Genomic DNA, 18,891 nt, shown 5'->3' with positions numbered 1-18,891 from the left:
GCGCCACCGCATACGTTCTGTGGCGGAAGCCATCCATGAAGCTGACCCGAACCGAGTGAGTTCGGTTCGCCGGAGGAAGCACGTGACCGAGCAGGCCAAGGCCGCAAGCGCCACCAAGATCAGCCCGACCCAGGTCCTGCAGCGGGTGATCATGCCGCGGGACGAGGACCCGCTGGACGTGCGGCCTCTCTACCTCGACGAGCCCGAGAACGTGCACAGCCACGTCTCCTCCCGGCGCGCGGTGACGGTTCCGACCTCGGCCAAGGTGTCCTTCGCGTCGTACTTCAACGCGTTCCCGGCGAGCTACTGGAAGCGTTGGACCATCGTCGAGGACGTCGTGCTGCGCATGACCGTGCGCGGTGCGGGCCGCATCGACGTCTACCGCTCCAAGGCGAACGGCGACACGGTCCACCTCGACGGCCAGGTCATCCGCAGCCCCAAGGCGTGGAGCCAGGTCGAGGTGCCGGTCTCGCTCAAGCCGTTCGAGGACGGCGGCTGGATCTGGTTCGACGTCTTCACCGACGACACGACCATGGAGATCGACGAGGCGGCCTGGACCACGGACCAGCCGCTGCCCGCGCAGACGGTCGCCATCGGCATGACCACCATGCGCCCGGTCGACGCGGTCATCGCACTGCGCGCCCTGGGTGAGGACCCGGCCGTCTTCTCCGTGCTGAAGAAGGTCTTCGTCGCCGACCAGGGTTCGGTCAAGGTCCGCAACACCCCCGGCTACGACGAGGCCGTCAAGGCCCTCGGCGACAAGCTGGAGATCATCGAGCAGGACAACCTCGGTGGCTCCGGCGGCTTCACCCGCGGTCTGTACGAGGCGATCGAGCACACCGACGCCGACCAGATCATGCTGATGGACGACGACATCCGCCTGGAGCCGGACGCCGTCCTGCGCTCGAACGCGTTCGCCCGCGCCGCCGCGCAGCCGGTCATCGTCGGTTCGCACATGCTGAACCTCCAGGCCCGCGCCCGCCTGCACAGCATGGGCGAGGTCGTCGACCTGGGCACCTGCTACTGGCGGGCCGCGCCGGGCGCGCTCACCGACCACGACTTCGGCGCCGAGTCGCTGCGCGAGACCGAGGAACTGCACGCCCGCATCGACGCCACCTACAACGGCTGGTGGATGTGCCTGTTCCCGCGCGAGGTCGTGCAGCGCACCGGTTACCCGCTGCCGCTCTTCATCAAGTGGGACGACGCGGAGTACTCGCTGCGCGCGCTGGAGAAGGGCTACCCGACGGTCTCGCTGCCGGGTTCGGCCGTGTGGCACATGCCGTGGACGGACAAGAACGACGCCACCGACTGGCAGGCGTACTTCCACACCCGCAACCGGCTGATCCTGGCCGCGCTGCACAGCCCGTACGACGTGCGGTCGACGCTGCTCAAGCAGGGTCTGAAGCTGTCGCTGCGGCACCTGCTGTCGATGGAGTACTCGACGGTCGTCGTGCAGCAGAAGGCGATCGAGGACTTCCTGGCCGGCCCGTCGAAGCTGTTCGACTCGCTGCGCACGGCGCTGCCGGAGATCCGCGAGCTGCGCAAGCACTACGCGGACGCCCAGGTGCTCCCGTCGGCGCGTGAGTTCCCGCCGCCCACCTTCGACATGGTGCGCGCGGAGCAGATGCTGACCCCGCCGACCAACCCGGTGACCATCGCGTCCGAGGCCGCCAAGGCGCTCATGCACAACCTGCGCGAGCCGCAGGCGGCTACGACCCAGCGCCCGCAGATCAACGTGCCGGCGTCCAACGCCCGCTGGTTCCTGCTGGGCAACCTCGACAGCGCCACGGTGTCGAACGCGGACGGCAGCGGTGTCGCGTTCCGCAAGCGCGACCCGAAGGAGTTCCGCCAGCTGATGAGGCGTGCGGTCCGCAACTACCGCCGGCTGTCCTCGGAGTGGCCGCGGATGCAGAAGGTGTACCGCGACGCGCTGCCCGAGCTGACCTCGGTCGAGTCGTGGCGCAAGGTCTTCGAGGCCAACAGCTGAGTCTCGTGATCTGAGGAGAAGGCCCCCGAACATTTGGGGGCCTTTTTCGTGGCAACCGCGCCCTGTCGCAGTGCGTCTTGCCTGCATGGGGGACATCAAGCGAGCTGATTTCTACGACGGACCAGCCCACGACTACCTGGGCTACTGGAAGGGCCGCGACTACGAGCACGAGGCCGAGCGCATCGCGATCGACCGGCTGCTGAGCGGTCAGCACTTCACGCACGCGGTGGACGTGGGAGGCGGCTACGGCCGGATCACCGCGCTGCTGCCGCAGTACGCGGACCACGTCACGCTGGCCGAACCGAGCAAGGTCCAGCTGGACAAGGCGGCGAAGTACCTCGGCGAGAACATCGAACTCGTTCAGGCGCAGGCGGCGGCACTGCCGTTCGCGGCGGGTTCGATCGACCTGGTCACGATGATCCGGGTCATGCATCACCTGCCCGACCCGACCGCTGAGCTGGCCGAGATCGCCAGGGTGCTGGACCCGGTCGGTCTGGCCGTCGTCGAGGTCGCGAACCTCGGCCACGCCCGCAACCGTCTCCGCCACCTCGGCCGGCCTGTTCCGGCCGAACCGGTGGACATCCGGTCGCCGGAGAACCGCCACGACGACGAGATCCCGTTCGTCAACCACAACCTCGACACCGTGACCAGGCAACTCTCCGACGTCGGACTGCACGTCGTGCGCAGCCTGTCCGTGTCGAACCTGCGCTCGGGCGCGCTGAAGCGGGTTGTGCCGCACCGCGTGCTGCTGCGGGTGGAACGCGCGGCGCAACCCGCGCTCGCCCGGTGCCGGTTCGGGCCGAGCATCTTCCTGCTGGTGAGCAAGAAGGGCTAACCCTTGATCCCCGTCTCCGTCACGCCGCGCACCAGGAACCGTTGCAGCGCGACGAACACGATCACCAGCGGCGTGATGGACACGGCGGCGGCCAGGAACAGCTGTTCCACCTCGATCGACTGAGCGGTGAGGAACGTGGACAGTGCGACCTGCACCGTCCACGAGTCCTGGTCCTGCGCGATCACCAACGGCCAGAGGAACTGGTTCCAGCTGGTGATGAACGCGATCACGCCCAACGCCGCGAAGAACCCCTTCGAGTTCGGCACCACGACCCGCCAGTACGTGCCCCAGTGGCCGAGGCCGTCCATCCGGGCGGCCTCCTCGATCTCCTTCGGGAAGTTCAGGAAGTACTGCCGGAACAGGAACGTCGTGAACCCGCTGAACAGCCCGGGGATCACCAGCCCGCGCAGGTCGGAGATCCAGCCGAGGGTGGAGACGACCACGAACGTCGGCACGAACGTGACCGCCGCCGGGATCATCAGCGTCGCGATCACCAGGTACAGCACCACGTTCGCGTACCGGTAGGGGATGCGCGCGAGCCCGTAACCCGCCAGCCCGCACAACACCAGCTGTCCCACCGTCTGCAGCACGGCGACCAGCAGCGAGTTGATCAGGCTGCGCACCAACGGCACCGCGGGGTTGGCGAACAGCTCGGCGAAGTTCTCCCAGCGGATCTCGCTCGGCCAGAACGTCCACGTCGGCGAGGTGATCTCCTGCTCGCTCGCCAACCCGTTGCGCAGCACCAGGTAGAACGGGATCAGGAACAGCACCGCGGCGACCGACAACGCCAGGTACCTGGCCACCCTCATCGCGTGATCACCTTGCCCTGCACCAACGTCACGCCGGCGATCAGCAAGGTCAGGATCATCGCGCCCGCGCTGCCGTGCCCGAAGTCCTGCCCGCCGGAACCCAGCGCGGTGTAGTAGAGGTAGATCAACGGCGGCCGCGCGAACGGCGGGTACCCGCGATCGGTGCCCAGCACGTTGTAGAACTCGTCGAACGCTTGGTACGCCGCAACGAGCAGCAACAGCAGCACCGCCACCGAGGTCGTGCGCAGCTGCGGGAGAGTGATGTACCGCAACGTCTGCCAGCCGCGCGAAGCACCGTCGATCCACGCGGCTTCGTAGAGGTGCTGCGGAATCCGCTGCAGCCCGGCGATGAACAGGATCATGTAGAACCCGAGCTGCAACCACAGCCGCAGGGTCACGAGCACGAGCCAGTACCAGGGCGGCGACGTCGAGACCGTCCACGCCACCGGCTCCGCGCCGAACCAGCCCAGCACCGTGTTCGCGAGCCCGAACCGCACGCCGTTGAAGATCGACAGCTTCCACACCAGCGACGCCACCACGTACGAGCACGCCGTCGGCAGGAAGAACACCGACCGGAAGAACGCCTGCATGAAGCTGATCTGGTTGACCAGCAACGCGAGCGCCAACGCCAGCACGAACGTCAACGGCACGATGAACGCCGCGAACACGCTGAACGTGCCCAGCGACTGGAGAAACGGCCCGTCGGTCAGCATGTCCGCGTAGTTGCCCAGCCCGACGAACTCGGTGGGCGTCACCGTGTTGCGCGCGTCGAAGAACGACAGCAACAGGCTCCACCCGATCGGCACGTACACGAACACGAGCAGACCGACGGCGAACGGTCCGACGAACAGCCAGAAGGCCCGACTGTGTTTCATTTCGCGGGCTTCATCCGTACAGGCGCTTCAACTCGTCCTTCACCTTCGCCGCCGCGGCCTTGAGCTCGTCGTCGGCCTTCGCGCCGTCCCGCACGACCCGTGACACGGCGTCGTTGAACGCCGTCCGCATCACCGACGTCCAGTCCGGCGGGTTCGACGCCTTCGCGTTGTCCCGCACGAACTTCACGGCCTCGGCACCCGCGCCGGAGGTCAGCTTCGTCGCCTTCTCCGCGAGCGACTTGCGCGGCGGGATGTGGAACCCGTAGCTGAGGTTGAAGTCCTCCTGGTAGTCAGTCCTCTCGATCCACAGCCACTTGACGAACTCCTTGGCCTCGTCGATCCGCTTCGACTTGGCGTTGATCATCGCGCCGAACGCCCCGACCGGCACGCTGGTCTTGCCGCCCGCGTTGAGCTTCGGGAACGGCAGCACGCCGAAGTCGTCGCCGAGCGCCTTCTGCACCGCGGGCACCGCCCACAACCCGGTCCACTGCATCGCGACCAGGCCCTGCGTGAACGCGTCCGGCTCCGCCCAGTCCTTCACCGCGCCGAGCAGCAGCGCGCCGCTGGAGTAGAGCTCACGCAGCTTGCCGATCGCCTGCGCCGCAACGGGATCGTCGAACCCGACCTGGTGGTCGCGCACGTAGTCGAGGCCCGCCGACCACAGCGCCGGGCCGCCCAGCACACCCCCGCCGCCGTCGTTGCCGGCGAACAACCCCTTCACGCCACCGGTCGTGAGGCGTCGGGCCGCGTCGATCAGCTCATCCACAGTGGACGGTGGCTGGACGCCCGCCTGGGCGAAGAAGCTCTTGCGGTAGAACAGCATCTGCATGTCCACCGCCTGCGGTACCCCGTAGATCTTCCCGTCAGCGGTGTGCCCGGCGAGAATCGAGGCGGTGAAGTCGCTCTTGGCGTCGCCGAAGACGTCGTCGAGCGGCACGAGCTGACCCGCCCGGACCGAGCTGATCTGCAGGGTGGACTCGAAGACGTCCGGTCCGCCGTCGGACAGCAGGCTCGTAGCGAGCTTGGAGTCGTAGTCGCCGGGGTTCCACTGCACGTCCACGGGGACCTTGCCGTACGCCTTCGCATAACGTTCCACGGCTTGCTGCACACCGGGTTCGCCGTATGCGTGGTACCACTGCCGCAGGGCCTGACCGTCGCCCCCGCGACCGGTGTTCGAGCCGCACGCAGCGAGAAGCATGGTCGCGGCGCCGGCGCTGAGCAGTCTGCGTCGAGAGATCACCCCTCACGTTTACTCCCCTTACTCGAAGTAAGCGATCACAACGTGCGAGAAGTTCACTACGTATTGTTGCCCCTGGGAGCCCGCAATCGTTTGCGTGTGGCCGTTTCGCACGATCTGGACGAGCCGGTCGCCGAGGTCCTCGGCGACCTCCGGCTCCACCGCGAGCGTGATCGCGTTCGGGTTGCCGGCCATGAAGAGCACAAGATGTTTGTTCATGAACAGAGCGGACCACTGACGGCGAACCTGGGACAACAAGGTTCGCTATCAGCGGTTCTGCTCGGGGCGGATCGCCAGCTCGCTCCAGTCGACCTCGTACACCTGGATGTCCCGGTTGCGGTACACCGCCTTCAACGCCGGCACGTCGTCGAGGTCCGTCATGCCGGGAGAGCGTTTGAAGTCGGCCATCAGCCCGCTCGACACCACGGCGTAGCGGATGTTGAGGTCGCGCACGATCCGCGCCGCCTCGGGATCGGTGCCGATCCTGTTGAAGCGGTCGAGCAGCACCTTGCGCCGCGGGCTGAGGGTGGCCGGGTTGGGGTAGTGGCCGACGATCGGTTCGGCGCCGCTCAGCGCGTACATCCAGACCGTGCCGTCGACGCCGTCGTTCATCACCCGCTCGCCCGGCTTGACGATCTTCCCGAGCTCCAGCAGTCCCTCTCGCTCCTGGTCGGTCACCACGGTGCTGCGGAACGTCCAGTGCAACCGGATCGAGTTGCGGTCCGTGTACCCGCCCGACACGAGGACATAGCCACCGGCGGCCAGTGCGGCGACCACGATCAGCACCACGTGCCCGCGCGGCTCCACCAGCTTGACCAGGTGGTTCAGCGCCCACCCGGCGGCCAGCGTCGCGGGCAGGACCAGCACGGCGACGAGCCGCCAGCGGTCGTTCCACCACGGCGAGGTGATCGCGGTCGCCCAGCCGGCGTCCACGGCGTCGGCCGCGACGAACAGCCCCAGGAAGATCACGTACGTGCCGAGCACCCACCGCCACGCCGGCTCGCGGAGCAGCAGGTAGAGGCCGAAGAGCGACAACGCGGCCAGCAGGTACTGCGGCGCCTCGGCCTCGTGCCCGAGCAGCACCGCGTCCCCGAACGCGCGCGACGGCGTGGTGATGGCGGGCCAGTTGTAGGCGGACGTCCGCCCGGCCATGGTCGAGGCGCCGAGCAGGTACGGGACGGCGATCACCGCGGCACCCACCGCGAGCAGACCCAGTCGAGGCAGGTCGCGGCGCAGGAACTCGCGTGGTGCGGGCACGGCCCGTTGCACGAGGTAGCAGAGCACGAGCAGGACGGCAACGAACATCATCGCGGAGTGCACGGCGGCGAGTCCCACCGCGACCACGGCCACCAGCACGCCGAGCCGGTCTGCCCGCGTGTCCAGCCACCGCACGAACAGCGCCAGGAACGGCAGGATCAGCGTCAGGCCCGCGACGTACGGGTAGAGCTGCCCCCACTGCCACAGGTCGAACGGATACGCCGCGAACGACGTGGAGACCAGCGCCGCAGCCGCTGCGAAGCCCGCACGGCCGCCGAACGCCTTGACGAGCGCGACCGTGCCCAGCGGCACCACGAGAGCCGCGGTGACCAGCATCCCGGTGTTCATCACCAGCGGGATCGTCACGCCGGTCAGCTTGTAGATGAGCGCTTCGAACGCGTGGTAGGCGTTCGGGTAGAAGGCCCCGGCGGGATTGTCCGGCACGTCGATCCAGCCGAACGCCCTGTTGCCCGCGTTGCCGGTCTCGGCGATGAACCGGATGCCGTTGCCGTGGTAGGGCGCGTCCCAGCCCTGCGGCACCGAATCGAGCCCGTAGGTGCCCTTGAGGACGGTCAGGGCGGCGATCCCGGCCGCGGTGATCACTCCCGCGACCACGGCGAGCGAGCCGGCGAGCGACCACGCGGGCTGGGTGACGGGCGTGCGGGCGAAGCGCTGGACGACCAGCAGCACGACCGCGATGGCGACGGTGCAGCCGAGCAGGACCCAGATGTTCCAGCGGAGCCCGGCGGCTGACGTCAGAGGCGCTCCCACGCCCACGATCCCCATCGTGATGGCAGGGGCCGAACCTGCGAGCAGCCACCCTCGAAGACCGAGGATGGCTGCCAGCAGTGTTCCGGGGCCCCAGAGCAGGGCCGCCGTGAGAGCGAGTGCCTCTATCAGGGCCGGCCCAGACCGTTGACGTTGGTGAGGCCCGGGATGTCCAGCGGGTTCACGTTGACGACACCCTGCGGCGGCTGACCGGCGAGGGCGTTGACGTCGCGGACCTGGCGGATCACGTACAGCGGGCGGCGACGGGCGTCGTCACCGGCGCGGTACAGGTACTGGCCGAGCATCGCGGTGCAGCCGAGGTTCGCACCGGCCGCGAAGAGCACGACACCGACGATGATCCCGATCGCGTTCGGCGCGGACAGCGTGATCAGGGCACCGAGCAGGAAGCCGAAGATCGTGGCCAGGCCGACGCCCGTGAAGGCGACGCCCGCGACCATCATCAGCATGATCGGCATGACCGAGAACTCGACGAACGAGTCGAACACCAGCTTGATCTTCTTGCTGGTCGTCCACTTGCTGTCGTCGGCCGCCCGCGGCTTCTGCTCGAACGCCACGGTGGTCTGCTTGAAGCCGGCCCACGCGACGAGCGCCAGGATGTTGCGGTTGAGCTCCGGCATCTGGTTCACGACGTCCAGCACGGGACGGCTGACCAGCATCTGCGACGGGCCTTCCTTGGGGAAGGTCTCCGGCACGTCGGAGTGCTTGGCGAAGAAGTCGTTGAACTTCAGCGCCAGCTTGTTCGCGAGGCCCTTCGGCACCGAACGGACCGCGCGAACGGCCCACACGATGTCGTTGCCGGCGCGCCACTCGGCCAGGAAGCGGTCGATGACCTCGACCGGCTCCTGCAGGTCGGCGGACAGCGTGAGGGCGCAGTCACCGCGGCAGAGCGCGAAACCGGCGCTCAGACCCGCGTGCGAACCGAAGTTGCGGGAGAACGAGGCGACCCGGGCCACGTCCTGCTCGCCGAGCTCGGCGATGAACAGGTCGGCGGTGCCGTCGGACGAGCCGTCGTCGATGAGCACCAGCTCGAAGTCGACGTCCGGCTGGGACTCCTTGATCTGGCGGAAGAGCGAGACTGTGCCCTTCACGTTCGGGGCTTCGTCGTAGGCCGGCACCACGATCGACACCAGAGGTCGGCGCGTCTGGTCGGTCACTTTCGGTCTCCTGTTCCGACGGTCTCGCGGATCACGTCGTCCAGTGGCTCTTGGTCGGAGTTGCGTTGTGGCTCGTCACGGCGCCTGCGCCGCTGCGAGCGGTCGAGGAAGATCAGCCCCAGGGTCAGCACGATGCCCACCGCGCCGGTGATGAGGCCGATGGTCATGCCCGGCATGACCCAGTCGATCTGCAGTGTGCCCTCCCGGACGCCCTTCGGCAGCTCGACCTCGAGCAAACCGGCAGGTCCGAGCTTCGCGGGCACGTCCTGGCCGTTGACCTTGGCCACGTAGCCCGGCCACGCGAGGCGGGAGAAGACCAGCTTGCCGCCGTTCGCACCGCTGAACTTCACCTCTTCGCTGACCTTGCCGGTCATGCGGTCGGACTCGATCCTGGTGCCGTCCGGGTAGGACGACAGCCTGCCGTCCGGGAACGCGAGCTTGGCGTCGCGCTTCCAGACGACCACGCGGTCGGAGGACTCGGCCTTGTGCCAACCCTCCGGTGCAGGGACGTTCCGGGTGTCGATGAGGTTGTTCTGGACGACGACCGTTTCCGCGCGGAGCAGGTCGGCCAGCGGCTTGTCCGAGCCCTTCGGAGGAGTCCACAGGGACTTCCACGACTCGGGGCAGTCAACAGACCCGTTGTAGGCGGTGCAGAGTGCGGCGTCCATGGCGTTGAAACCGACACCGCTGTACGCGGTCAGGGCTTCGACGTTGGCGACGCTGAAGTTCGTGCCGAAGATGAAGTCCTGGTAGGCGCCACCGGGGTACAGATCGCCCGGTTTGACCTTCCCGATGTTGCTGAGCGAGACCGTCACGCCCTCGTAGCGGTGTTCGAACCGCTGTTCCAGACCCTTTTCGCTGGTCGGGAACTTGTAGTCGGCCACGCTGTAGTTGCCGGGGAACCACACGGTCTGCATCGCGAGGAAGCCGATCGTGCCGACCGCCATCACCGCGAAGCCCTTGAACGAGCCGATGCCGACCCGCAGCAGCACGAGCACCGCGACCATCACGATGACCATCGTGTAGGCCTGGCGCAGGTTGGTCTGCGGCAGCGCTGCCCAGCCGAAGTACGCCCCGACCAGCACGATTCCGAGCGAGCTGAGCGTGCGGGCCTTCGTCTTGGTCTTCTGCAGGCCCTCACTGGCCACGATCGCCCAGATGATGACCAGCGGGATGAAGAAGAACGGGATCAACCGGGCCGGCCAGCGGAACACGTTGAGGTTCGACGGGCCGAGCACCAGGAGCAGGTAGGCCAGCGTGTAGAGGTACAGGCCAAGCAGTTCCCTGCGCTTCTCCCACAGCACGCTCCAGCGGAACCACGGGAGCAGCGGCAGGAAGAACCACGCCAGGTAGAGCGCGGGGAACGTCGGGTTCTCGCCGCTCCAGATCTCCATCAACGGCTGCGCGGCCGGGTTGCTCATCCCGAAGAAGTCCTGCAGCTGCGGGGAGAGGAACCCGTCGTTGAACGTCCGGCTGTCCTTGCGGTAGCTCACCGACGAGGTCAGCGAGAACGGCAGGTACACGATCACGTTCAGCATCAGCACGGCGAAGCCGGCCGCGAACAGGTTGATGATCTTGCGCTTGTCGAACGCCAGCCACGCCTCGAGCGAGACCGCGAGCACGATCAGGAAGATCGACACCAGCACGTACGGGTTGCCGGTGGTCGCCGCGAGGAAGCCCGTGAGGACCACCCACGCCGTCGACTTGCCGAGCCGCGCGGTGCGCCTGGCCGTCCACCACACGTACGGGAGGAAGCCGTACGTCGTGAGGGCGTTGATCCAGGACGTGCCGTCCATGAACAGGACGTAGCCCGACAGCGGCAGCGCGGTGCCGATGGCCGCCGCGATCCACGGCCGTGCGCCGTACTCGCGGGCCAGCAGGAACGTGCCGATCGAGAACGCCACCAGGAACGCGAACTTCACGATCGTGATGCCGAGCGCGATGTTGTCGATCCAGCCGGTGCCCACGGCGAGGAGAACCTCGACCGGGTTCCACATGCCCGTGGCGACCTCGGCGGCGAAGTTGCCGCCGCGCCACATGTCGAGCTCGAGCAGCGGCATCCGGCCTTCGCTGAACGCCTCTCCGACCCGCTGCCACACCGGAACGGCGGCCGCGGCCGTGTCGTCCCAGAAGTAGAAGATGTGGTTGCGGTACATCGGGATGGCCGCACCGAGCAGTACCAGGACCACCATGGTGAGCGGTGGTGTCACGCGTTCCCGGAATCCGGGTTTGCCCGACTCCACCGCCGGGCTCAGAGTTGCAGTCATCTCAAGCAATCGGTTTCGAAGCGCTCACTTGCGGAAGAATTGCTCACGCCGCCCCAGGCGTACCAGGCGCAACCACTCGACGAAGGCCTTCGGGTCCTTGCGGACCCCGAGAAAGTACAGGCCGAAGCGGAAGACTTCCAACACGCCCAGCTTGCGCATGCCCGGCTGGGAGAGCAGGTAGCCGCGGTTGCGGTAGGTGTAGTAGCGCTTGACCGGGTTCTCCGGGTCCTGCGCGTGGAAGCGGCCACCGAGCATCGGCTTGAACTCGTCCGAGCCGTCCGGGTGGACGTAGGCGACCTTCAGCGACGTGCCGAACGGCAGTCCGCTGCGCACCAGGCGGCGGTGCACCTCGACCTCGTCACCGCGGAAGAACAGGCGGTAGTCCGGCACGCCGACGACGTCGAGCGTCGTGGCGCGGAACAGCGCGCCGTTGAACAGCGAGGCGATCCCGGGCAGGAAGTCGGCGCCCAGGTCGGCGGCCGAGCGCTTCCAGGTCAGGCCCCTGCGCAGCGGGAACGCGAGCTTGTCGGGGGAGTCGATGTTCGTGACGACCGGCGAGATCTCGGCGAGGCCCCGGCGCTCGGCCTCCTCCAGCAGCACGGCCAGCACGTTCTCGTCCGCCGGGCGGCCGTCGTCGTCGGCCAGCCACACCCACTCCGCACCCAGCGAGAGCGCGTGCAGGATGCCCAGCGCGAAGCCGCCGGCGCCACCGAGGTTGCGGTGCGACGCGAGGTACGTCGTGGGCAGCGGGCACTGCTCGACCAGGTCGTTGACCGGCTGGTCCGGGCCGTTGTCGACGACCACCAGGTGGTCGGGGACGCGCGTCTGGGTCGACAGCGCCTTGAGCGACTCGGAGAGCAGCTCCCTGCGGTGGCGGGTGACCACCACCGCCACCACGGAGCCCTTGGGCAGTGCCTCGGGGATCACTTACTCGCCACCATTTCCGCTGAGCACGGGGGTCGGGTCGTGCTCGTGCATCCGCTCGAACGGGTCGAAGCCCTTGTACGCGGTCAGCACCTCGCGCAGACCGCTGTGCATCTTGACGTGGCCCTCGTCCATCCAGATCGCGGTGTCGCAGAACTCCGCCAGGAACTCGTCGGAGTGGTTCGCGAACACCAGCAGGCCGGAGCGGGCCACCAGGTCCTTGAGCCGGTCGCGGGCCTTCGCCATGAACGCCGCGTCGACCGCGCCGATGCCCTCGTCGAGCAGGAGGATCTCGGGGTTGATCGAGGTGACCACGCCCAGCGCCAGCCGGACGCGCATGCCGGTCGAGTACGTGCGCAGCGGCATCTGCAGGTAGTCACCGAGCTCGGTGAACTCCGCGATGTCGTCGACGCGCTTTTCCATCTGCTTGCGGGTCATGCCGAGGAACAGGCCCCGGATCATGATGTTCTCGTAGCCGGAGATCTCCGGGTCCATGCCGACGCCGAGGTCGAAGACCGGCGCCACCTTGCCGACGATGCGCGACGCGCCGCGGGTCGGCTCGTAGATGCCCGCGAGCAGGCGCAGCAGCGTGGACTTGCCGGCGCCGTTGTGCCCGACCAGGCCGACCCGGTCGCCGTCCTTGAGGGACAGCGTGATGTCGTGCAGCGCCTCGATGATCGGGACCCGGCCCTCGGAACCGATCTTGCCGCCGACCTTGCCGAGCGCGAGCTTCTTCAGCGACCTCGACTTCGCGTCGAAGATCGGGAAGTCGACCGATGCGTTCCAAACGTCGATGCTGACCATGGGTGTCGACCTCCTCTAGACCCAGTAGGAAACGCGGGCGCGGTAGTTGCGCAGGATCACCAGCGCGGCGAACCAGCCGAAGACGGTGAAGCCGCCGACGATCGCCCAGTGGTGCCAGTCGACCGTGTGGCCGAGCAGCGGGGCGCGGACGATCTCGACGAAGTGGTACACGGGGTTGAGCTCGGCGATGAGCATGCGCCAGTCGCCGTCGCCGCCACCGGTGACCCGGTTCAGCACGCCTGCGTCCCAGACGATCGGCGTCATGAAGAACACCAGGTTGATGAAGCTGTTCACGACCGGCGGGATGTCGCGGAAGCGGGTGCTGATGACGCCGAACAGCAGCGAGATCCACACCGCGTTGACCGCGAGCAGCGCGAAGCCCGGGATCGCCAGCACGATGGTCCAGCTCAGACCGGGCTGCCACGGACTGGTCTCGCCGATCCGGTACTGGTGGTCGAGCGAGGTGAAGAAGATGGCGAGCACGACCGCGTAGACCACGAGGTTGTGCAGCAGGAACAGCACCTGGCGCCACACCATGCGCATCACGTGGACCGTGATCGGCGCCGGCAGGTGCTTGATGAGCCCCTCGTTCGCGATGAAGACGTCGGTGCCCTCGGTGACGCAGCCGACGATGAAGTTCCAGACGATGAAGCCGACCGTCACGTACGGCAGGAAGGTCGCGACGTCCGTTTTGAACAGAACGGAGTAGAGCAAGCCGAGCGCGAGTGCTGTCGTGCCCATCGAGATCGTGATCCACAACGGACCGATGACCGAGCGGCGGTAGCGCTGCTTGATGTCCTGCCAGCCGAGGTGACCCCACAGTTCGCGGTGGTCCCACGCCTCGCGCACGTCGGCGAACGCGCGCTTGAAGCTGCGCGACTTGACGGCAGGCGGCGCCTCGGGGTGGTCGGGGGTAGTGGTGGCTTGCACGAGGACTGAGCGTACCGGCGCCCTGGGAACGACCTGGACGCCGGTACGTCACGGAGTGGTCACCGGGCCGGGATCTTGATCACCTTCATGGCGACCTGCTCGTTGTCGTAGGTGAACGCCTCGTAGCTGAACTCGATGCCGGTCTGCTCGAGGTACTCGGTCCACGCCTTGTGCTCGTGGTCCTGCCAGCCCGGGAAGTTGAAGTACTCGTCGAACAGGATGACGCTGCCCTCGACCAGGCGGGGCCCGACGAGCTCCAGCACGGTCTTGGTCGAGGAGTACAGGTCGCAGTCGACGTGCAGGAACGTCACGGGGCCCTCGTGGGCCTCCAGGAAGCCCGGCAGGGTGTCGTCGAACCAGCCCACGACGAGCTCGGCGCCCGGCACCTCGGGCAGGCCCTCGACGTTGAACGTGCCCGCGGGGAAGCTGTTGCGCCAGTTCTCCGGCAGCCCCTCGAAGGAGTCGAAGCCGTAGACGCCGGCACCTTCGCGAGCGGTCGCGATGATCTTGAGCGTGGTGCCCGTGTAGACGCCGAACTCCAGCGCGAGGCCGTCCTTCGGCGCGAGCGACAGCGCGTACTCGAGCGTCTCGTGCGGGTGGCCGAACTGCGGGGTGTGCGGCATCTCGTCGCGCACGAAGTTCGCACTCTGCAGCGCGGCTTCCGCTTCTCCCTGGAACACGAGGTCGCGACGTGTGCGCACCTCCAGCTGGCGCGTCTGCTCCACGGCGCGGTCACCCTGGTGACGGATCTCGACGCGCAGCTCGTCGACCTGTTTCTGCAGGTCGTCGATCTGGGCACGGATAGGCGCCACGGCATCTGCGACGAGTTCGATGGCCTTGATGCGCAGTTTGTGGCGCAACTGCTTGGCGGACAGGCCGCGACGCACCTGCTCGAGCACGATGGCTCCTCTCACGGGAAGTTCAGCGCGCATCGTAGGGCCACCACCCGGTACCTCGGCTAGAGGTACTGGCCGGTGCCTTTGCCCGTGGTGGCACCGTCGGTGTTCTCGCCACCGCTGCCGGCGGGCAGTGCCCGGCCGCGCATCTGCTCCAGCTGTGCCCGTGCCGCCATCTGCTGGGCGAACAGCGCCGTCTGGATGCCGTGGAACAGGCCCTCCAGCCAGCCCACGAGCTGGGCCTGCGCGATCCGCAGCTCGGCGTCGGACGGGGTGCCGTCCTCGGTGAACGGCAGCGAGAGCCGCTCCAGCTCGTCGCGCAGCTCCGGCGCCAGGCCGTCCTCGAGCTCCTCGATGGACCGCTTGTGGATCTCCTTGAGGCGGTTGCGGCTCGCCTCGTCCAGAGGTGCCGCCCGCACCTCCTCGAGCAGCTGCTTGATCATCGTGCCGATCCGCATGACCTTCGCGGGCTGTTCCACCATGTCGGTGATGTCGCCGTCCTGGCCGCCGACGATCACAACGGGCTGCTCCTGGTTCATGGTCTCCATCCTTGCCTCTTTCGTTCGTTGAGGGTTATCCGGGTGGGGGCTGGCCGACACCGTGTTTGCCTTCATACGTACGGTGTGAGGCATGGCGTTCGACGTCGCACGGGTACGGGGGCTCTTCCCGGCGCTCGGCGACGGCTGGGTCCACCTGGACGCACCCGCCGGCATGCAGGTGCCCGAACAGGTCGCCACCGCCGTCTCCACCGCGCTGCGCGCCCCGGTTTCCGGCCCGGGTGGCATTTTCCCGGCCTCGCAACGGGCCCAGGGCATCGTGGACGCCGCCCGCAGGTCCGTCGCGGACCTCGTCGGTGGCGACCCGGCTGGTGTGGTGCTCGGTCCGTCCTCCGCGGTGCTGCTGCAACGCCTCGCCGACGTGATGACCGACGACTGGTTCATGGGCGACGAGGTGCTCGTGTCCCGGCTGGACCACCCGACGAACATCGCACCGTGGCTGCGCGCCACCCAGCGCACCGGCAGCGCGGTCAAATGGGCAGAGATAGACATCGAGACCTGCGAGCTGCCGAGCTGGCAGTACGACGAGCTGGTCACCGACCGCACCAAGCTGATCGCGATCACCGCGGCGTCCGGTGTCGTCGGCACCCGGCCGGACCTGGGCAAGATCTCGGCGGTGGCGCGGGCGCACGGTTCGCTGATGGTCGTGGACGCGTCGTCGGCCGCGCCGTTCGTGCCGCTGGACATCGTCGGCATGGGCGCCGACGTCGTGGCTCTTTCCGCTGGTCAGTGGGGTGGCCCGCCGGTCGGTGCGCTGGTCTTCCGCGACCCGTCGGTGCTGGAGCGCCTGCCGTCGGTCTCGGTCGACCCGGCCGCCCGCGGCCCGGAGCGGCTGGAACTGGGCCCGCACGCCTACCCGATGCTCGCCGGTCTGGTCGCGTCCGTGGAGTACCTGGCGGACCTCGACGACTCGGCTTCGGGCACGCGCCGTGAGCGGCTGGTCACGTCTTTGGGATCCGTGAAGGCCTACCAGGCCGGGCTGCTCGCTAATCTCATCAACGAACTGCGTTCGCTGCGACACGTGATGGTGATCGGCGACGCCATGCGCAGGGTTCCCTCGCTGGCGTTCACGATCGCCGGGGTCAAGGCGGAGGACGGCGTCGAACACCTCGCCTCGCGAGGCGTCTGCGCGTTCGCCGACCCCGGTCAGCACGGGGTGTTCTCGGTGCTGGGCGTCGGCGAGGTCGGCGGCGCCATCCGCGTCGGGCTCGCGCACTACACGAACGCGCTGGAAGTGGACGACCTGGTGCGGGCGGTGGCCGAACTGGGCTGAGTGTTTGGGAGATCTTGTTTGGACGACTCGCTGGCTCGCGAGCTCGCGGATCTCTCGGCCCTGCAGCGCATCGGCTCACTCAACACCGAGTACCTGCCGCAGCTCTCCGGCGACCTCCGCCCCGCTGCCCTGGTCGCGGTGATGGACGAGATCGTGCTCGGCGCCCGGACCGTCCTGGTGGAACTGGGCTGCGGCTCGTCGTCCGTCCTGTTGGCACGGTTGTTGCAGCAGCGCGGTTTCGGGCACCTGTTGGCGATCGAGCACGACGAACGCACGGCTGCTTTCGTTGCCTCACAACTACGTCGCGAAGGCCTCGGCTCGGTCGCGCGCGTTGTGCACGCACCGCTGTCGCGTCATCCGGCGGCGTTGTCGCGGCACGGCCAGTGGTACGCGCCGCAGCAGGTGCACGACGAAGTGCTCGGGTACGTCGAGCGGTTCGGTCTGGTGGACCTGTTGCTGGTGGACGGACCGGGGCTCGGCGACTCGCGTTATCCGGCGTTGCCCGTGCTGCGCGCGGTGCTGGCGCCGGGGGCGACCGTGCTGGCGGACGACGTCGATCGGCCGGACGAACAGGCGGTGCTGACGCGGTGGTCCGAGGAGTTCGGGCTGGAGTTCCGCACGGCTCCCCGGACCTCGCTGGCCGCTGCTACCGCTCTCGCCTGAGCAGCACCTTCCCGAAGACGTCGCTCGCCTCCAGCATCCGGTGCGCCTCCGCGGCGTTCGACATCGGCACGACCTGGCCGACGATCGGCTTGACCGCACCGCTCTCGATCAACGGCCACAGGTGCTCGCGGACCTGCGCCACGATCGCGCCCTTGCTGTCGACGGACCGTCCCCGCAACCCGGTCGCCATCACCGACGCCCGCTTGGTGAGCAGCTTGCCGATCGGCAGCTCGCCCTTCACGCCACCCTGCATGCCGATGATCATCAACCGGCCGTCCGGGGCGAGGACGTCGATGTTGCGCGGCAGGTAGGACGCCCCCATGTTGTCGAGGACGACGTCCGCCTGCTTGACCTCGGCCACGAAGTCCTGGGTCTTGTAGTTGACCGTGATGTCCGCGCCGAGCTCCGCGCACTTGCGCAGGCGTTCGTCCGAACCCGCCGTGACCGCGACCGTCGCGCCGAGCGCCTTGGCGACCTGGATCGCGTGCGTGCCGATGCCACCCGCACCGCCGTGCACCAGGAACGTCTCGCCGGTCTTCAAGCGGCCGTCCATCACGACGTTCGACCACACCGTGCACGCGACCTCGGGCAGCGCGGCCGCCGTGACGACGTCGACGCCTTGCGGCAGCGGCAGAACCTGCGGTGCTGGCACAGCGACCTTCTCCGCATAGCCGCCGCCGGCCAGCAGCGCGCACACCTCGTCGCCGACGTTCCAGCCGGTCACGCCCTCGCCGAGCGCCGCGATCGTGCCGGAGCACTCCAGCCCGATGATGTCCGACGCACCCGGCGGTGGCGGGTAGAAACCCTGCCGCTGCAACAGATCCGCACGGTTGACCGCACTCGCGGCAACGTCGATCAGCACCTCACCGGGACCGGGCACGGGGTCGGGAACCTCGGTCCACTGGAGCGCGTCCGGGCCGCCAGGTTCGCGAACAGTGATGGCATGCATACAGTCGACCGTAATACCGATCGACAGGTCCGGCACCATCGGATCATGAACGCTTGGCCGCTACGACAACTGGTCCTCCGCACCCCGCGCCTGGAACTGCGCCCGGACGACGACGAGGGGCTGTTCGAGCTCGTCGAGGTGGCGAAGCAAGGCGTGCACGACCCGGCCGAGATGCCGTTCTACGTGCCGTGGACCGACACGCTCCCGGACGACCACGGTTTCGGGATGCTGCAGCACTTCTGGGGCATGCGCGCGAAGGTCGCGCCGAAGGACTGGACGATCAGCTTCCTGGTGCGCCACGAGGGCGAGGTCATCGGCGTGCAGGACGTCGGCGCGCGTGACTTCGGCGTGCTGCGCGAGGTGAACACCGGCTCGTGGCTGGGCCAGAAGTACCAAGGCAACGGTTTCGGCACCGAGATGCGGATCGCCGTGCTGCAGTTCGCCTTCGACCACCTGGGCGCGCACATCGCTCGTTCGGCGGCTTGGCTGGGCAACCACGCGTCCAACCGCGTCAGCGCGAAACTCGGTTACGTGCACGACGGCACGATCGGTGCCGCACCCCGTGGCGAACGCCTTGAGCACGTGCGATTGCGCTTGGACGCGGCGAACTTCGTGCGCCCGGAGTGGAACGTCGCCGTCGAAGGCCTTGCTGACTGTGTTCAGCTGATCACCAGCTGAACACCCG

At 68.0% G+C, this 18,891-nt stretch carries 18 protein-coding genes; 5 read left to right on the top strand and 13 right to left on the bottom strand.

The genetic code is table 11. From position 1 onward, the window contains the following. Positions 1–82: 82 nt before the first annotated feature. Together G7043_RS22290 and G7043_RS22285 are read left to right on the top strand one after the other, a co-directional pair. Positions 83–1,987 (top strand): glycosyltransferase, encoded by a 1,905-nt coding sequence (locus G7043_RS22290; RefSeq protein WP_313888020.1) that lies wholly within the window; start codon positions 83–85, stop codon positions 1,985–1,987. Between the two features lie 85 nt (positions 1,988–2,072). Further along, complete coding sequence (locus G7043_RS22285; protein ID WP_166048400.1) at positions 2,073–2,822, top strand: class I SAM-dependent methyltransferase; 750 nt, start codon at positions 2,073–2,075, stop codon at positions 2,820–2,822. Here G7043_RS22285 and G7043_RS22280 read toward each other — a convergent pair. From G7043_RS22280 to G7043_RS22225, 12 genes are read right to left on the bottom strand one after another with little or no spacing between them, the layout of a single operon-like run. Then, positions 2,819–3,631 (bottom strand): carbohydrate ABC transporter permease, encoded by an 813-nt coding sequence (locus tag G7043_RS22280; protein ID WP_166048398.1) that lies wholly within the window; start codon positions 3,629–3,631, stop codon positions 2,819–2,821. The genes G7043_RS22285 and G7043_RS22280 overlap by 4 nt on opposite strands. After that, the gene (locus tag G7043_RS22275; RefSeq protein WP_166048396.1) at positions 3,628–4,506 is read right to left on the bottom strand and encodes a carbohydrate ABC transporter permease; all 879 of its coding nucleotides are present in this window, start codon (positions 4,504–4,506) and stop codon (positions 3,628–3,630) included. Before G7043_RS22275 ends, G7043_RS22280 begins: the two co-directional genes overlap by 4 nt. 10 nt (positions 4,507–4,516) lie before the next feature. Beyond that, entirely contained in the window at positions 4,517–5,704 is a 1,188-nt protein-coding gene (locus tag G7043_RS22270; protein ID WP_166049318.1) for an ABC transporter substrate-binding protein, read from the bottom strand. Between the two features lie 60 nt (positions 5,705–5,764). Further along, entirely contained in the window at positions 5,765–5,962 is a 198-nt protein-coding gene (locus G7043_RS22265; protein ID WP_166048394.1) for a hypothetical protein, read from the bottom strand. 48 nt (positions 5,963–6,010) lie between these two features. Next, entirely contained in the window at positions 6,011–7,870 is a 1,860-nt protein-coding gene (locus tag G7043_RS22260; RefSeq protein WP_313888054.1) for a DUF6541 family protein, read from the bottom strand. Positions 7,871–7,896: 26 nt separating this feature from the next. Then, complete coding sequence (locus G7043_RS22255; RefSeq protein ID WP_166048389.1) at positions 7,897–8,943, bottom strand: glycosyltransferase family 2 protein; 1,047 nt, start codon at positions 8,941–8,943, stop codon at positions 7,897–7,899. Continuing rightward, positions 8,940–11,210 (bottom strand): YfhO family protein, encoded by a 2,271-nt coding sequence (locus G7043_RS22250; protein ID WP_166048387.1) that lies wholly within the window; start codon positions 11,208–11,210, stop codon positions 8,940–8,942. Before G7043_RS22250 ends, G7043_RS22255 begins: the two co-directional genes overlap by 4 nt. A 24-nt stretch (positions 11,211–11,234) precedes the next feature. Continuing rightward, positions 11,235–12,137, bottom strand: a complete 903-nt coding sequence (glfT1, locus tag G7043_RS22245) for a galactofuranosyltransferase GlfT1 (protein ID WP_166048384.1) — start codon at positions 12,135–12,137, stop codon at positions 11,235–11,237. Next, on the bottom strand, positions 12,138–12,938 hold the full coding sequence (gene wzt, locus G7043_RS22240; protein ID WP_166048382.1) for a galactan export ABC transporter ATP-binding subunit Wzt/RfbE: 801 nt from the start codon (positions 12,936–12,938) through the stop codon (positions 12,138–12,140). Between the two features lie 15 nt (positions 12,939–12,953). Then, positions 12,954–13,868 carry a galactan export ABC transporter permease subunit Wzm/RfbD gene (gene wzm / locus G7043_RS22235; RefSeq protein WP_166048380.1) on the bottom strand — a complete coding sequence of 305 codons (915 nt, stop codon included), beginning with the start codon at positions 13,866–13,868 and terminating at the stop codon, positions 12,954–12,956. Positions 13,869–13,927: 59 nt separating this feature from the next. Beyond that, positions 13,928–14,767 carry a class I SAM-dependent methyltransferase gene (locus G7043_RS22230; protein ID WP_166048378.1) on the bottom strand — a complete coding sequence of 280 codons (840 nt, stop codon included), beginning with the start codon at positions 14,765–14,767 and terminating at the stop codon, positions 13,928–13,930. Positions 14,768–14,826: 59 nt separating this feature from the next. Further along, the gene (locus G7043_RS22225) at positions 14,827–15,303 is read right to left on the bottom strand and encodes a bacterial proteasome activator family protein (RefSeq protein WP_390827695.1); all 477 of its coding nucleotides are present in this window, start codon (positions 15,301–15,303) and stop codon (positions 14,827–14,829) included. Between the two features lie 91 nt (positions 15,304–15,394). Here G7043_RS22225 and G7043_RS22220 point away from each other — a divergent pair, with 91 nt between their 5' ends. Both G7043_RS22220 and G7043_RS22215 read left to right on the top strand, forming a co-directional pair. Next, positions 15,395–16,594: a cysteine desulfurase-like protein gene (locus G7043_RS22220; RefSeq protein WP_166048374.1), complete on the top strand. Its 1,200-nt coding sequence runs from the start codon at positions 15,395–15,397 to the stop codon at positions 16,592–16,594. Positions 16,595–16,612: 18 nt separating this feature from the next. Further along, the gene (locus G7043_RS22215; protein WP_166048372.1) at positions 16,613–17,257 is read left to right on the top strand and encodes a class I SAM-dependent methyltransferase; all 645 of its coding nucleotides are present in this window, start codon (positions 16,613–16,615) and stop codon (positions 17,255–17,257) included. On the opposite strand, the gene G7043_RS22210 is transcribed toward G7043_RS22215, so the two are convergent. Next, positions 17,241–18,206 carry an NAD(P)H-quinone oxidoreductase gene (locus G7043_RS22210; RefSeq protein ID WP_166048370.1) on the bottom strand — a complete coding sequence of 322 codons (966 nt, stop codon included), beginning with the start codon at positions 18,204–18,206 and terminating at the stop codon, positions 17,241–17,243. The two genes, G7043_RS22215 and G7043_RS22210, sit on opposite strands and share 17 nt — an antisense overlap. A gap of 45 nt (positions 18,207–18,251) precedes the next feature. Here G7043_RS22210 and G7043_RS22205 point away from each other — a divergent pair, with 45 nt between their 5' ends. Continuing rightward, complete coding sequence (locus tag G7043_RS22205; RefSeq protein WP_166048368.1) at positions 18,252–18,884, top strand: GNAT family N-acetyltransferase; 633 nt, start codon at positions 18,252–18,254, stop codon at positions 18,882–18,884. The last annotated feature ends 7 nt before the right edge of the window (positions 18,885–18,891 follow it).

It is taken from the genome of Lentzea alba (genome assembly GCF_011067745.1).
Lineage (GTDB): Bacteria > Actinomycetota > Actinomycetes > Mycobacteriales > Pseudonocardiaceae > Lentzea > Lentzea alba.
This window is presented reverse-complemented; position numbering and strand designations above follow the sequence as displayed.